General features: G+C 70.8%; 12 protein-coding genes. 5 read left to right on the forward strand and 7 right to left on the reverse strand.

The window, feature by feature from the left end; genetic code table 11:
- Positions 1–18 precede the first annotated feature (18 nt).
- Genes ispG through dxr form a run of 3 tightly spaced genes read right to left on the reverse strand, consistent with a single transcriptional unit; the run spans position 19 to position 3701 of the window.
- Positions 19–1164, reverse strand: coding sequence for a flavodoxin-dependent (E)-4-hydroxy-3-methylbut-2-enyl-diphosphate synthase (gene ispG, locus ACW62_RS24850; RefSeq protein WP_053206849.1), 1146 nt, complete (start codon positions 1162–1164; stop codon positions 19–21).
- A 15-nt stretch (positions 1165–1179) separates the two neighbouring features.
- Complete coding sequence (locus ACW62_RS24855) at positions 1180–2496, reverse strand: M50 family metallopeptidase (protein ID WP_053206794.1); 1317 nt, start codon at positions 2494–2496, stop codon at positions 1180–1182.
- Positions 2496–3701 carry a 1-deoxy-D-xylulose-5-phosphate reductoisomerase gene (gene dxr / locus ACW62_RS24860; RefSeq protein ID WP_053206795.1) on the reverse strand — a complete coding sequence of 402 codons (1206 nt, stop codon included), beginning with the start codon at positions 3699–3701 and terminating at the stop codon, positions 2496–2498. The genes ACW62_RS24855 and dxr overlap by 1 nt, the downstream gene beginning before the upstream one ends.
- A 402-nt stretch (positions 3702–4103) precedes the next feature.
- On the opposite strand from dxr, the gene ACW62_RS24865 reads away from it, so the two are divergent.
- Genes ACW62_RS24865 through ACW62_RS24885 form a run of 5 tightly spaced genes read left to right on the forward strand, consistent with a single transcriptional unit; the run spans position 4104 to position 9969 of the window.
- Positions 4104–6035, forward strand: coding sequence for an ABC transporter substrate-binding protein (locus ACW62_RS24865; RefSeq protein ID WP_053206796.1), 1932 nt, complete (start codon positions 4104–4106; stop codon positions 6033–6035).
- Positions 6036–6042: 7 nt separating this feature from the next.
- A complete protein-coding gene (locus ACW62_RS24870; protein WP_053206797.1) occupies positions 6043–7077 on the forward strand; it encodes an ABC transporter permease in 1035 nt (344 codons plus the stop codon).
- Positions 7074–7958, forward strand: a complete 885-nt coding sequence (locus tag ACW62_RS24875) for an ABC transporter permease (protein ID WP_053206798.1) — start codon at positions 7074–7076, stop codon at positions 7956–7958. Before ACW62_RS24870 ends, ACW62_RS24875 begins: the two co-directional genes overlap by 4 nt.
- Positions 7958–8956 carry an ABC transporter ATP-binding protein gene (locus tag ACW62_RS24880; RefSeq protein ID WP_053206799.1) on the forward strand — a complete coding sequence of 333 codons (999 nt, stop codon included), beginning with the start codon at positions 7958–7960 and terminating at the stop codon, positions 8954–8956. Before ACW62_RS24875 ends, ACW62_RS24880 begins: the two co-directional genes overlap by 1 nt.
- The gene (locus ACW62_RS24885; RefSeq protein WP_053206800.1) at positions 8953–9969 is read left to right on the forward strand and encodes an ABC transporter ATP-binding protein; all 1017 of its coding nucleotides are present in this window, start codon (positions 8953–8955) and stop codon (positions 9967–9969) included. Before ACW62_RS24880 ends, ACW62_RS24885 begins: the two co-directional genes overlap by 4 nt.
- Here ACW62_RS24885 and ACW62_RS24890 read toward each other — a convergent pair.
- From ACW62_RS24890 to ACW62_RS24905, 4 genes are all read right to left on the reverse strand, one after another.
- Complete coding sequence (locus ACW62_RS24890; protein ID WP_053206801.1) at positions 9938–10543, reverse strand: TetR/AcrR family transcriptional regulator; 606 nt, start codon at positions 10541–10543, stop codon at positions 9938–9940. The genes ACW62_RS24885 and ACW62_RS24890 overlap by 32 nt on opposite strands.
- Before the next feature lie 212 nt (positions 10544–10755).
- On the reverse strand, positions 10756–12975 hold the full coding sequence (locus tag ACW62_RS24895; protein WP_053206802.1) for an MMPL family transporter: 2220 nt from the start codon (positions 12973–12975) through the stop codon (positions 10756–10758).
- Between the two features lie 376 nt (positions 12976–13351).
- On the reverse strand, positions 13352–14077 hold the full coding sequence (locus ACW62_RS24900) for a ZIP family metal transporter (protein WP_053206803.1): 726 nt from the start codon (positions 14075–14077) through the stop codon (positions 13352–13354).
- A gap of 36 nt (positions 14078–14113) precedes the next feature.
- On the reverse strand, positions 14114–14413 hold the full coding sequence (locus ACW62_RS24905; RefSeq protein WP_205629577.1) for a PIN domain-containing protein: 300 nt from the start codon (positions 14411–14413) through the stop codon (positions 14114–14116).
- Positions 14414–14420 lie beyond the last annotated feature (7 nt).

Here is a 14420-nt window from a genome sequence, read left to right on the forward strand (position 1 = left end):
TTCCCCCGGTCGCCGCCCTCAGGCGACGGTGACCACCGGCCCGCCGTCGCCGGCGTCCATCGACTCGGCGATGCGCATGGCCTCCTCGATCAGCGTCTCGACGATCTCCGACTCCGGAACCGTCTTGACGACCTCACCCTTCACGAAGATCTGGCCCTTGCCGTTGCCGGATGCTACGCCGAGATCGGCCTCGCGCGCCTCCCCCGGCCCGTTCACGACGCAGCCCATGACCGCCACGCGCAGCGGCACCTCCATGCCCTCGAGCCCGGCGGTGACGCGGTCGGCCAGCGTGTAGACGTCGACCTGGGCGCGGCCGCAGGACGGGCAGGACACGATCTCGAGCTTGCGCGGGCGCAGGTTCAGCGACTGCAGGATCTGGTTGCCGACCTTCACCTCCTCGACCGGCGGCGCGGACAGCGACACCCGGATGGTGTCGCCGATGCCCTTGCTCAGCAGCGCGCCGAACGCCGTCGCCGACTTGATGGTGCCCTGGAACGCCGGGCCGGCCTCCGTCACCCCGAGGTGCAGCGGCCAGTCGCCGCGCTCGGCCAGCAGCTCGTACGCGCGGACCATGACGACCGGGTCGTTGTGCTTCACCGAGATCTTGAAGTCGTGGAAGTCGTGCTCCTCGAACAGCGACGCCTCCCAGACGGCGGACTCGACCAGCGCCTCCGGGGTGGCCTTGCCGTACTTCTGCAGCAGCCGCGGGTCCAGCGAGCCGGCGTTGACGCCGATGCGCAGCGAGATGCCGGCGTCCTTGGCCGCCTTCGCGATCTCGCCGACCTTGTCGTCGAACTTCTTGATGTTGCCCGGGTTGACGCGGACGGCCGCGCAGCCGGCGTCGATGGCGGCGAACACGTACTTGGGCTGGAAGTGGATGTCGGCGATGACCGGGATCTGCGACTTCTTCGCGATGATCGGCAGCGCCTCGGCGTCGTCGGCGCTGGGCACGGCGACGCGGACGATGTCGCAGCCGGCCGCGGTGAGCTCGGCGATCTGCTGCAGCGTCGCGTTGATGTCGGTGGTCGGCGTGGTCGTCATGGACTGCACGCTGACGGGTGCGTCGCCGCCGACCTCGACCTTGCCGACGCGGATCTTGCGCGACGGCCGGCGCGGCGCGAGCACCGGCGGCGGCAGCGGCGGCATCCCCAGGGCGACGTTCATGCGGTTCACTCTCTCCTAGCCCAGTAGCCGGACGGGGTTGACGAGGTCGGCGTAGATCAGCAGCGCGCTCATGCCGATCAGCACGACGGCGACGCCGTAGGCCAGCGGCAGCGCCTTGGCGACGTCGACCGGCTGCGGCTCGGGCCGGCGGAACACCTTGGCGAAGGCCCGCTTGATGGCCTCCCAGATGGCGCCGGCCGCGTGGCCGCCGTCCAGCGGCAGCAGCGGCACCAGGTTGAAGATGGCGATGGCCATGTTGAACGAGGCCAGCATCATGATGAACGTGGCCACCCGCTGCGCCGCGGTGAGCCCGTCGGCCGACGCGATCTCGCCGCCAATGCGGCCCGCGCCGACGATGCTGACCGGCGTCTCGGGGTTGCGCTCGCCGCCCCCGAACGCCGCGTCCCACACGTCGACCATGCGCTGCGGGATGCGCGACATGGCCTCGGCGGTGTTGCTGATGAAGCCGCCGGTCCACGCGAGCGTGCCGCCGACGTCCTCCTGCTCGAAGTGGTCGAGCGTGGGGGCGATGCCGAGGAAACTGGTGTCGACGGTGGCGCCCTCGGCGCCGTCGGGGTCGGGCCGCTCGGCCATGATGAGGTCCGGCGCGAGCTCCATGCGCTGTCCGTCGCGCTCGATGACCATGGGCATCGGGCCGGCGCCGGCGTCCTGGATGGCGGCGGAGACCTCGGTCCAGCTGGTGACGGCGTTGCCCTCGATCTCGAGGACGCGGTCGCCGGGCAGCAGGCCGGCCGCGGCGGCGGGCGCCGCGGGGTCGGTGTCGCCGCACTCGGTGCGGTTCTCCGACGCCGGGATGACGCACTCGTTGACGACGCTGACCACCGGGGCGAACACCGGCTTGTCGGGGTTGCCGAACGTCATCAGCACGCCGCCGGCCAGCACGATCGCCAGCACGACGTTCATGGCCGGGCCGCCGAGCATGATGATGAGCTTCTTCCACCACGCCTTGCGGTAGAAGACGCGGTTCTCGTCGCCGGGGCCGATCTCCTCGCGCGACGCGGTGCGGGCGTCGCGGGCCATCGTCTGGAACAGGCCGGTGCTGGACTGCCGCAGCGTGCTGCCGTCGCCGCCGGGTTCGGGCGGGAACATGCCGATCATGCGGATGAAGCCGCCCAGCGGGATGGCCTTGACGCCGTACTCCGTCTCGCCCCGCTTGCGCGACCACACCGTGCGGCCGAAGCCGATCATGTACTGGCTGACCTTGACGCCGAACAGCTTGGCCGGCACGAGGTGGCCGATCTCGTGCAGTGCGATCGAGACGACGAGCCCGACCGCGAACAGCAGGATGCCGACGACGGCGAGCAGGTCCATCAGTGTTCCTCTTCCGATCCGGCGAGCTCGCGCGCCCGGGCCCTGGCCCAGTGCTCCGCGGCCGCCACGTCGTCGACGCTGCGTGCGTCACCACCACCGTACTCGTCAAGGATACGGTCGATGGTGTCGACGATGCCCACGAACGGCAGCCGGCCGGCGACGAACGCGGCCAGGCATTCCTCGTTCGCGGCGTTGTAGACGGCGGGCGCCAGGCCGCCTCGCTGCCCCGCCGCCCTGGCCAGCTCGACCGCCGGGAACGCCTCGTTGTCGAGCGGCTCGAACTCCCACGTCGAGGCTGTCGTCCAGTCGCACGCGGGCGCGGCGTCGGTGACGCGATCGGGCCAGGACAGCGCGAGGGCGATGGGGATGCGCATGTCGGGCGGGCTCGCCTGCGCGATCGTCGACCCGTCGATGAACTCGACCATCGAGTGCACGATCGACTGCGGGTGCACCACCACCTCGATCGCCTCGAACGGGACGTCGAAGAGCAGGTGCGCCTCGATCAGCTCCAGCCCCTTGTTGACCAGGTTCGCCGAGTTGATGGTGACGACCGGCCCCATGTTCCAGGTGGGGTGCGCGAGCGCCTGCTCCGGCGTCACGTCCTGCTGTTGTGTGCGGGTGCGGCCGCGGAACGGGCCGCCGCTCGCCGTCAGGACCAGCTTCCGCACCTCCTGCGGGCTTCCGGAGCGCAGGCACTGGGCGAGCGCGCTGTGCTCGCTGTCGACCGGGACGATCTGGCCGGGCTTGGCCCTGGCTTTCACCAGCGGCCCGCCCGCGATGAGCGACTCCTTGTTGGCCAGCGCCAGCATCCGCCCCGCGTCCAGGGCCGCCAGCGTCGGAGCCAGGCCGATCGACCCCGTGACGGCGTTCAACACGACGTCGGCCTCCTGCGTGGCCGCCAGCTCCGCCGCCGCGTCGGGGCCGGCGAGGACCTTAGGGACGCGGTACTGGCCCGACTCGTAACCGCTGTTCCTGGCCTCCTGATAGAAGGCGAGCAGCAGGTCCTCAGCGGCGCCCGCCTTCGCCACGGCCACGGTCTCGGCGCCCAGCTCCAGCGCCTGCCTGGCCAGCTGCGCCGGGTCGGACCCGCCCGCGGCCAGCCCGGTGACCCGCAACCGGTCCGGATTCCGCCTGATCACGTCGATGGCCTGCGTGCCCACCGACCCGGTCGAACCCAGGATGACGACGTCGCGGACGCTAGGCATGGCCCCATTCTCCACGGCGAACCTGAGAGAAGGGTGATCGTGCCGCCCCGGCCGGTCGCCGCCTTCTTCATGATCATCAACCTTTTTGGTCGCTATCACACCCCGAAACGTGGATGATCATGAAGAGGGCGGGTCCCATCGCCCTCGCAGGGCGGCGCATTTCCGGGCAACGCACGCAAACGCGTCCGTTTCCAGTCGTTTCCGCGCCACACAGTCGAATGTCCTGAATGTTTCCGGAGTCACGGGAAGATCTGCCGTTCGGTTTCGATCCCGCAAAGGCCGCTGGACATTCACCCGCGCCAGAGGTCCAGACCATTGACGCCACATCCGGGCCAGTGGTAGACCAACCGGCCAATAGGTCTACTGGCGCGACTCTCTGCGTGTCGAATGCGAGGTACCCCCATGGCGACATCCGTTCCCCGCGTCCGAACGCACCGGACGCAGCACCCCGAGCGGGCATCCGGCGGCCACCGGACCCGTCGAGGAAGGGCCGCAAGGTTCGCCGCCGGCATCGCGGCCGCCGGGCTGGCCGTGTCCGGGCTGGCGGCCGCGGGGCTGCCCGCGAACGCCGCCACGGACGACGCGACCGACGACGCGGAGCCGACGTCGTTGACGATCGCGGTGTCGCAGGAGGTCGACTCGCTCAGCCCGTTCATCGCGGTGCGGCTGCTGACGACCAACATCGGCCGCTGGATGTACGACTTCCTCACCAACTATGACCCGAAGACCGGTGAGACGATCCCGGCGCTGGCGGAGTCCTGGGAAACGTCCGAGGACGGACTCACCTGGACCTACAACCTCCGCGAGGACGCCACCTGGACCGACGGCGAGCCGGTCACCGCCGACGACGTCGCGTGGACGTTCAACACGATGATGACGGACCCGGCCGCCGCCGAGGCGAACGGCAACTTCGTCGAGAACTTCGCCTCCGTCACCGCCACCGATGAGCAGACCGTCGAGATCGTCCTCAACGAGCCGCAGGTCACCATGCTCGCGCTGGACGTGCCGATCCTGCCGGAACACATCTGGTCGCAGGTCGACGACTTCGGGGCGTTCAACAATGACACCGAGTTCCCGATCGTGGGCAGCGGCCCGTTCATCCTCACCGCCTACGAGCCGAACGTGTCGGTCACGCTGGAGGCCAACCCGGACTACTGGCGCGGCGAGCCGAAGTTCGACCAGCTGATCCTGCGCTACATCGACGACCCGGACGCACAGGTCGAGGCGCTGCGCAGCGGCGAGGTCGACTTCGTGTTCAACCTGACGCCGGCGCAGTACCAGTCGCTGCAGAGCGAGGAGAACATCACCGTCAGCGCCGCCAAGGGCAAGCGGTTCCAGGCCATCACGCTGAACCCCGGCGCCCGGCTGCAGGACGGCACCCCGTTCGGCGACGGGCACCCGGCGCTGCAGGACCCCGTCGTCCGAGAGGCGCTGGTGCACACCATCGACCGCGACGCCATCTACGAGGTCGCGTACGGCGGCCTCGGCGAGGCCAACGGCGGCTACATCCCGTCGCGCTACGACACCTTCCACTGGGAGCCGTCGGAGGACGAGCAGACCGCGTTCGACATCGACGAGGCGAACCGGCTGCTCGACGAGGCCGGGTACGCGCCCGGCGGCGACGGCATCCGCGTCGGCCCCGACGGGCGGCCGTTGTCGTTCCGCTTCAACGTGCACGGCGACAACCCGCAGTACATCCAGGCGGCCGAGATGATGGCCGAGTGGGCCCGCGAGGCCGGCATGGAACTGCGGGTCGAGCCGGTGTCCGAGGTCGGCTCGCTGCTCGACGAGGGCACCTACGACATCCTGACCACCGGCTGGAACGTCAACCCGGACCCGAACTACGTCCTGTCGATCAACCTGTGCAGCGGGCTCCCGACGGAGCTCGGCGGGCCGTACCTGTCCGACGCCTACTACTGCAACGACGCCTACGACCAGCTCTACGCCGAGCAGCTGTCCGAGCTCGACGTCGACGCCCGCGCGGAGATCGTCAAGGAGATGCAGCAGACGCTGTACGACGACAACGTCTTCGTGGTCTGGGGCTACGCCGACGCGCTCGAGGCCTACCGCAGCGACGTCATCGCGTCGATGACCCCGCAGCCGGACCCGGGCGGCAACTACTACGGCCAGGACGGCTACTGGAGCTGGTGGTCCGCGGTCCCCGTCGGCGAGGAGGACGACGCCGCCGGCGGCTCCGATGACGGCGGCAGCGACGACGACGGCGGCTCGAACACCGGGCTGATCATCGGCATCGTCGCAGCCGCGGTCGTCGTGCTGCTGCTGGTCGTACTGCTGCTCCGCCGGCGGACGACCACCGCCGACGACCGCGAATAGCGGCCGGATGGCTGATTCGGCACTGCCGACCGCACCGGTCCCGCAACTCACCCCGAGCGTGCGGGACCGGTCCGGCGTCCGGCGCAGGCTCCGGTACTACGGCGAGAAGCTCGGCGGGTCGCTGATCTCGCTCTTCGCCGTCATCCTGACCAGCTTCTTCCTGTTCCGCGTCATCCCGGGCGACCCCGTGCGGACGATGACGCACGGCCGTCCGGTGAGCATCGAGCAGCAGGAGCAACTGCGCCGCGACTTCGGCCTGGACAAGTCGCTGGCCGAGCAGTTCTGGTCGTACCTGACCGGCGCGCTGCGGCTGGACTTCGGCGAGTCGTTCCAGTTCAACCGGCCGGTCACCGATCTCATCAGCGACCGGATCTGGCCGACGGTGCTGTTGGTCGGCACCAGCGTGGTGATCTCTGCGGCGCTCGGGCTGTGGCTCGGCGTCCGCGGCGCCTGGAACCACGGCAGCCTCAGCGACCGCGTCAACACCGGCGTCGCGCTGACGCTGTGGTCGGTGCCGAGCTTCTGGCTGGGGCTCATCCTCATCGTGATCTTCGCCTCCGGCCTCGGCTGGTTCCCCACCAGCGGCATGGAGAGCACCGGCGTCGAGGGCTGGGAACGCATCCCGGACGTCGCGCACCACATGGTGCTGCCGCTGGCCACGCTGGTGGCGGTGGTCTACGCGCAGTACCTGATGATCATGCGGTCGTCGCTGCTGGACGAGATGGGCAGCGACTACATCGTGACGGCGCGCGCGAAGGGGTTGCGCGACATCGTCGTGCGCCGCCGGCACGCCGTCCCGAACGCGCTGCTGCCGACCGTGACGCTGATCTTCGTCAACCTCGGCTTCGTCGTGTTCGGCGCGGTGCTGGTCGAGACGATCTTCAGCTGGCCGGGCCTGGGCCAGCTGTTCTACTCCGGGCTGAGCGTGCCGGACCTGCCGCTGGTGCAGGGGCTGTTCATCCTGTTCTCCGCGGCGGTGATCCTGATGAACCTGGTGGCCGACCTGCTCTACCCCGTCCTCGACCCGCGAGTGCGGCCGTGAACGCCCTCGTGTGGGCGCGGCGCCGGCGCACCGTCGCGCGGTTCTGGTCGCAGTTCCGGCAGAACAAGGCCGGCGTGTTCGGGCTGGTCGTGCTGGCGTTGTTCGTGCTGACGGCGCTGCTGGCGCCGGTCATCACGGCCGACAACGCGCTGAGCGTCACCCGTCCGCCGGGGTCGCCGCTGGAGGGGCCGAGCGCGGACTTCCCGCTGGGCACGGACCGCTCCGGCCGCTCGATGATCGACATGATCATCTGGGGGTCGCGGGTCTCGCTGACGGTCGGGTTCTGGGCGACGTTCATCTCGATCACGTTCGGCACCCTGTTCGGGATCCTGGCGGGGCACTTCGGCGGCTGGCCGTCGATGGTGCTGATGCGGGTGACCGACTGGTTCCTCGTCATGCCGTCGCTGGTGCTGGGCGTCGTGCTGGCCGCGGTCATGGGCCGCAGCCTCACGACGATCATCGTGGCGATCGGGGTGACGTCCTGGCCGACGACGGCCCGCTTGGTGCGGGCCCAGACGCTCGCCGTCGAGGCGCGTCCGTACATCGAGCGGGCCAAGGCGCTGGGCGGCGGGCACCTGCACGTCATGTCGAACCACGTGATGCCGAACGTGATGCCGATCGTGCTGGCGCAGACGACGCTGATGGTGGGGACGGCGATCCTGGTCGAGTCGACGTTCGCGTTCCTGGGGCTGGGCGACCCGACGACGGCGTCGTGGGGCGCGACCATCCAGGCGGCGCGCGACGTCGGCGCCGTCAGCTCCCGCATGTGGTGGTACATCCTGCCGCCGGGCATCGCGATCGTGCTGGTCGTGCTCGCCTTCACGCTGGTCGGCCGGGCCATCGAGGGCGTACTGAACCCGAAGCTGAGGGAGCGCCGCTGATGGCCCTGCTCGAGGTCGAGGACCTGACCGTGACCTACCGGACCGCCGGCGGCGACGTGCCGGCCGTCCGCGGCGTGTCCTTCGCGCTGGAGGCCAGCCAGAAGCTCGGGCTGGCCGGCGAGTCCGGCTGCGGCAAGTCGACGATGGCGCTCGCGCTGCTGCGGCTGCTGCCGGGGACCGCCCGCTTCACCGGTGAAATCCGTTTCAATGGTGAGGATATCCTGACGATGCCGTGGGGGCGGCTGCGAGCGGTCCGCTGGGCCGGCGCGTCGATCGTCTTCCAGGGCGCCATGCACTCGCTGAACGCCGTCCAGCGGATCGGCGCGCAGATCGCCGAGCCGATCCGGCTGCACTCGAAGGCCACCGACGCCGAGGTCCGGCGGAAGACCGGCGAACTGCTGGAGCAGGTCGGCCTGCCGGCCCGGCGCGCCGACGCCTACCCGCACGAGCTGTCCGGCGGGCAGCGGCAGCGGGTGATGATCGCGATGGCGCTGGCCTGCGACCCGCAGCTGATCGTCGCCGACGAGCCGACGACGGCGCTGGACGTCATGATCCAGGCGCAGATCCTGACCCTGATCGAGTCGCTGGTCGCCGAGCAGGGCATCAGCCTGCTGATGATCAGCCACGACCTGTCCGTCCTCGCCGACACCTGCGACCGGCTGGCCGTCATGTACGCCGGGCGGATCGTCGAGGAGGGGCCGGCCGCGGCGGTGTTCGGCGCGGCCCGGCACCCGTACGGCGAGGCGCTGGCGGCGGCGTTCCCGCGCATCGGCGACCCGGCGTCGCGACGGCGGCCGCAGGGGCTGGCGGGCGACCCACCCGACCCGGCCGACCTGCCGTCCGGCTGCGCGTTCCATCCGCGCTGCGCCGTGCGGCTGGAGCACTGCGACGCCGTCGACCCGTCGCTGTGGCCGGCCGGCGCCGGCGAGCGGCGGGGCGCCCGCGTCCGCGTCCTCCCCGACGAAGGGCTGTCCCTGGTGGCGAAGGAGTCCGCGTGAGCGAGCCGACACGGAGTGCACCGATTCTGGCCGCCGAGGACGTCCACGTCGAGTTCGAGGCCCGCCGGGGCGGCGGCCGTGCCCGCGCCGTCGACGGCGTCAACCTCGACATCGCGCCGGGCGAGATCGTCGCGCTCGTCGGCGAGTCCGGCTGCGGGAAGACGACGCTGGCGCGGACGCTGCTCGGACTGGAGAAGCCGACCTCGGGCCGGGTGCTGCACCGCGGCACTCCCCTGGCCTACACCTCGAAGGCGCTCAAGGCGTTCCGCCGCGACGTCCAGCTCGTCCTGCAGGACCCGAGCGGCTCGCTGAACCCGCGGCACACCGTCTACGACGCCGTCGCCGAAGGGCTTCGCATCCACGGCGACGTGCCGAACGAGCGGGAGCGGGTCGCGGACGCGCTGTCGCGGGCCGGGCTGCGTCCGCCGGAACGGTTCTTCCTGCGCTTCCCGCACGAGCTGTCGGGCGGGCAGCGGCAGCGCGTCGTCATCGCCGGCGCGCTGGTACTGGACCCGAACGTGATCGTCGCCGACGAGCCGGTCGCCTCCCTCGACGCGTCGGTGCGCGGCGAGATCCTGGCGCTCATGCTGCGGCTGCGGGACGAACTCGGGCTGGCCGCGCTCGTCGTCACGCACGACCTCGGGCTGGCGTGGAACATCGCCGACCGGGTCGCCGTCATGTACCTGGGCCGGATCGTCGAGACCGGGCCGGTGGAGAAGATCCTGACCGCGCCTGAGCACCCGTACACGCAGGCGCTGCTGTCGGTGCTGCCGGACGCGCCCGGCTCACCCGTCGTGCTGCAGGGCGAGCCGCCCGACCCGACCCGGATCCCGTCCGGCTGCCGGTTCCACCTGCGCTGCCCGGTGCTCGCGTCCGGCGCCGCGGCCGCCGCCGGTGTCGACGGCGCCTGCCGCGGCGCCGACCTCGGCGTGCTGGCCGGTGGGACGGCCACCCAGGTGGCCTGCCACTACGCTCTGGCGGTCACCGACCCGGCTGCGGCAGCCCGGCCCTGATCTGCGCGAACCCGTCGGCCACCAGCTCGTGCAGCGAGCGCTCGGGCGGCCCGGACGCCCAGATGTCGACGGCCGTCTTGAACGCCAGCCCGGCGGCGCCCGCGATGAGGTGCGGGTAGAGGTCGCGGGCGGTGTCGGTGCCGGTGCGGACGGCGATGGCCTCGGCGAACCGGCGGCGCATGGTGTCGAGCGCGGCCAATTGGTTCGCGATGACCGACGGATGGGCCAGCACCATCTCGATCTGTGCCATCATGCGGGCGTGCGCCGCGGCGCCGTCCTCGACCGACTCCATGAACACCGCCAGCAGGCTGTCCCAGATCGGCTCGTCGGCCGGCCGCGCCTCGATGTCGTCGGTGAGTCGCTCGGCCCAGTCGATGATCGAGGCCACAATGGCCTCCTCGCGACTGGAGAAGTAGTTGTGGAACGTCCGCGGCGACACGTCGGCGGCCGCGGCGATGGCCTCGACGGTGACGTGCTCGACCCCCAGCTCGACGGCGAGCCGGTTGGCGGCGCCGGCGAGGGCGGCACGGGTGGCCGCCTTCTTGCGCTCACGCAGACCCACTTCGGCTGTCATGTCAAATAGTTTAACGAAAAATTGCAGATACCGCAAAAGTTCTGAGTAAGAAAAGTTGCGCGCCGGCCAGGTGGGTGCCCGGTCGTGATCAGGGGTGTTGACGGCCTCGCCAACAGTTGGCGTCTACGTCACCGCGCCGGCAGCGACGCCGGACAGGCGGACGGGCGGCCGGGACCTCTCCGTCCGGCCGCCCGTCCTCTTTCACCGGGGGTCTAGCGTTGCGCCGGCTCCGGCTCCGGTTCCGGCGCGGGTGCCGACTCGTCCCGGAGGTGGCGGGCCAGCTTCTCACCCTCGACGTCGACGTTCGGGAGCAGGCGGTCCAGCCAGCGCGGCAGGAACCAGGCCCGGCTGCCCAGCAGCGTCATGACCGCCGGCACGATGGTCATGCGGACGACGAACGCGTCGAAGGCGACCGCGGCGGCCAGCGCGAGGCCGATCTGCATGATGACGTCCTCGCCGCCGAAGATGAAGGCGGCGAACACGCTGATCATGATCATGGCCGCGGCGCTCACCACTCGCGCGCCGTGCTGGAAGCCGATGACCACGGAGTCGGTCGGCGACGCGCCGTGGACGTGTTCCTCGCGCATCCGTGTGACCAGGAACACCTGGTAGTCCATGGCGAGACCGAACACGACGCCGATGAGGAAGATCGGCAGCATGCTGATGATCGGCCCGGTCTGCTCGATGCCCAGCACTCCGTTGAACCAGCCCCACTGGAACACCGCCACGATGGCGCCGAACGTCGCGCCCATCGTCAGCAGGAAGCCCAGCGCGGCCTTCAGCGGCACCAGGAGCGACCGGAACACCAGCATCAGCAGCACGAACGACAACCCGACCACGAGCGCCAGGTACGGCAGCAGCGCCTCGGCCATGCGCTCGGAGAAGTCGATGTTGATGGCCGTGGTGCCGGTGACCGACACGGCCGCGCCGGCATCGTCGCCGACGGCGCCGACCTGGTCGCGGATGTCGGCGACGAGATCCTCCGTCTCGGCGCTGCCCGGGCCGAACTCGGGCACCACGTTGATGATCGCGGTGTCGCCGGCCTCGTTCGGCACGGGCTCCGTGACGCTCACGACGCCGTCCAGGTCCTGAAGCGACGCCGCGACGGCGTCGGCGGCAGCCTGCGGGTCGGGGCTGTCGGCACCGTCGACGACCACCATGAGCGGGCCGTTGAAGCCGGCGCCGAAGCCCTCGACGGTGAGGTCGTAGGCCTGACGCTGCGTGCTGGCTGGCGGCGAGCTGCCTTCGTCGGGCAGGCCGAGCCGCAGATCGAGCAGCGGCGCGGCGAGCGCCAGCATGCCGACGACGGCGACGGTGAGCACGGCGACCGGCCGCCGGGTCACCAGGTTCGCCCAGCGCCGGCCCAAGGTGGGCTTACCGTCGTCGTCCGCCCGCTCGCGGATCCGGCGCAGGCCCGGGATCTTGCCGCCCAGCACCCGGTGCTTGGCGAAGCCGAGCAGCGCCGGCAGCAGGCTGAGCGCGATGATGACGGCGATGCCCACGGTGAGCGCGGCGGCCAGGCCCATCTCCGTCAGCATCGGGATGTTGACGACGAACAGGCCGGCCAGCGCGATCATGACGGTGAGGCCGGCGAACACGACCGCGGACCCGGCGGTGCCGACGGCGCGGCCGGCCGCCTCCTCACCGTCGCGGCCGACGGCCAGCTCGTGCCGGAACCGCGACACGATGAACAGCGCGTAGTCGATGCCGACGGCCAGGCCGAGCATCAGCGCCAGGGTCGGTGTGCTGGAGCCGATGTCCATGAAGCCGCTGGCCGCGGTGATGGCGGACATGCCGATGACGATGCCGAGGATGGCGGTGAGCAGCGGCAGTCCGGCGGCGATCAGCGAGCCGAACGTGAGGATCAGCACCACGGCGGCGACGCCGATGCCGATGATCTCGGTGCCGGCCGGCTCCTCGTCGCTCATGGCCGCCTCGCCGCCGAGCTCGACCGTCAGGCCGGCGTCGCGGCCGACATCGGCGGCCTCGGTGAGCGCCTCGCGCGCCTCGTCGGTGAGGTCGAAGAACGGGACGGCGTAGGTGACCTGCGAGAACGCGATGGTGCCGTCCTCGGACACGGTGCCCGCCTCGAACGGGTCGGGCACGTCGGCGACCTGCGGCGCCGTCGAGAGATCGGTGAGGACGTCCTCGACCGCGGCCTGGTTGGCCGGGTCGGTCAGCGTCTGGCCGTCGGGGGCGGCGAACACCACACGCGCCGTGGCGCCGTCGGTGTTGCCGCCCGGGAACCGCTCCTCGAGGAGGTCGAACGCCTCCTGGGACTCGGTGCCGGGGATGGAGAACGTGTCGGACGTGGGCCCGGACAGCGTCGAGGCGCCCACCCCGAAGAGCGCGACGAGGCCGAGCCAGATGGCCAGCACCACCCCGCGGCGCCGATAGGAGAACCGGCCGAGCCGGTAGAGGAATGTCGCCACCAAAGACTCCAAGCGTGTGAGAAGAGCGACGTCAGAACACCACGGCAAACCTGTGAACAGCCTGAGAGCGACGTGTGCCGCGGCCCACTCCGATGTGAGACTGCAACTACCAGCCTGCCCCGTCCGCAAGATGACACTAACTGACTTCTTGCACATCACGCAAATCTTCTTATCGGGCAAGTTTTCCCGACCGGCAGGACGGCCGCTGGTATCGCTGCTATGACGGGGCCGCCCGGACGGTGGTGTCCGGCCGCCGTCGACGAGATCCTGGCCGACCGCGAGCCCCGCGACGACTGAGCCCGCCGCGCCTCATGATCATCAACCTTTTGAGCTGCCAGGACGACACAAAAGGTTGGTGATCATGGAAGGGGGCAGGTCAGGCGAGCGTGCTCAACCCGAACGCCACGCTGAAGCCGAGCACCGTCACCAGGCCGGTCGACGGGCCACCGAATTCGTAGGCTTCGGGGACCATCGTGTCGGTGAGCATGGTCAGCAGCGCGCCCGCCGCGAACGCCTGCACCAGCGCCACCGTGGCGCCGCCCGACGAGCCGACGAAGTACCAGCCGGCCCACGAGGCGACGCCGGCGACGGCGGTGGTGCCCAGCCACAGCAGGAGGACGGAGCGGCGGGACGTGCCGGACTTCAGCAGGCCGGCCGAAGCGGACATCGCCTCGGGCAGGTTCGACAGGAACACCGCGGCCAGCATCGCCACGCTGACGCCGCCACCACCGGCCAGCGTCGTGCCGAGCACCACGGACTCCGGGATGCCGTCGAGCACGGTGCCGAACGCGATCGCCGTGCCCGCGCCACCGGCCTGGACGCCGGTCGAGCGCTTCCGGTCCGCACCGCCGAGACGGTCGATCAGCAGGTCACCGGCGTAGAACGTGACGGCGCCGGCGGTCAGGCCGGCGAGCAGCACCCGGCCGTTGCTCTGCTCGAACGCGTCCTGGACGAGGTCGTACGCGACGGCGCTGATGAGGACGCCGGCGCCGAACGCCATGACCAGCGCCACCACCCGCTGCGGCAGCGGCCGCGCCATGACGATCAGCGCTCCGATGATCAGCGACGAGCTGGCCAGCAGGCCCCAGAGCAACGCGCTCACAGCACCGGACGATAGCCCGTCCGGCCGCCGCCCACCTCAGATTTCGATCACCTCGACGAGGCGGACGACGTCGGCGAAGTCGGCCGGGTTGCGCGTCAGCAGGGGCAGGCCATGGATTCCCGCGGTCGCGGCGATCTGCAGATCGAGGCGCCGGGGACGAGGATCGCGTCCGTTGTGCCGCACGAGCGACGCCAGGGTTCCGTGGAGCCGGGCAGCCTCGACGCCGAACGACAAGATCTCGAACGCGGTGAGCGCCCGCTCCAGCCGCCGTGTTCGGGCCAGTCGCTCGACCGGGTCGTCGACGTCGACGCCGTAGGACAGCTCGGCGATGGTCACGGCGCTC

Origin of the sequence: Jiangella muralis (assembly GCF_001270745.1) — a bacterium.
In the GTDB taxonomy this organism is placed as follows: domain Bacteria; phylum Actinomycetota; class Actinomycetes; order Jiangellales; family Jiangellaceae; genus Jiangella; species Jiangella muralis.

Bases quoted from the DNA above. Each gene is read 5' to 3' on its own strand.
- ispG (WP_053206849.1), bottom strand. From the start codon at position 1,164: ATGAACGTCGCCCTGGGGATGCCGCCGCTGCCGCCGCCGGTGCTCGCG.
- ACW62_RS24855 (WP_053206794.1), bottom strand. From the start codon at position 2,496: ATGGACCTGCTCGCCGTCGTCGGCATCCTGCTGTTCGCGGTCGGGCTC.
- dxr (WP_053206795.1), bottom strand. From the start codon at position 3,701: ATGCCTAGCGTCCGCGACGTCGTCATCCTGGGTTCGACCGGGTCGGTG.
- ACW62_RS24865 (WP_053206796.1), top strand. From the start codon at position 4,104: ATGGCGACATCCGTTCCCCGCGTCCGAACGCACCGGACGCAGCACCCC.
- ACW62_RS24870 (WP_053206797.1), top strand. From the start codon at position 6,043: ATGGCTGATTCGGCACTGCCGACCGCACCGGTCCCGCAACTCACCCCG.
- ACW62_RS24880 (WP_053206799.1), top strand. From the start codon at position 7,958: ATGGCCCTGCTCGAGGTCGAGGACCTGACCGTGACCTACCGGACCGCC.
- ACW62_RS24890 (WP_053206801.1), bottom strand. From the start codon at position 10,543: ATGACAGCCGAAGTGGGTCTGCGTGAGCGCAAGAAGGCGGCCACCCGT.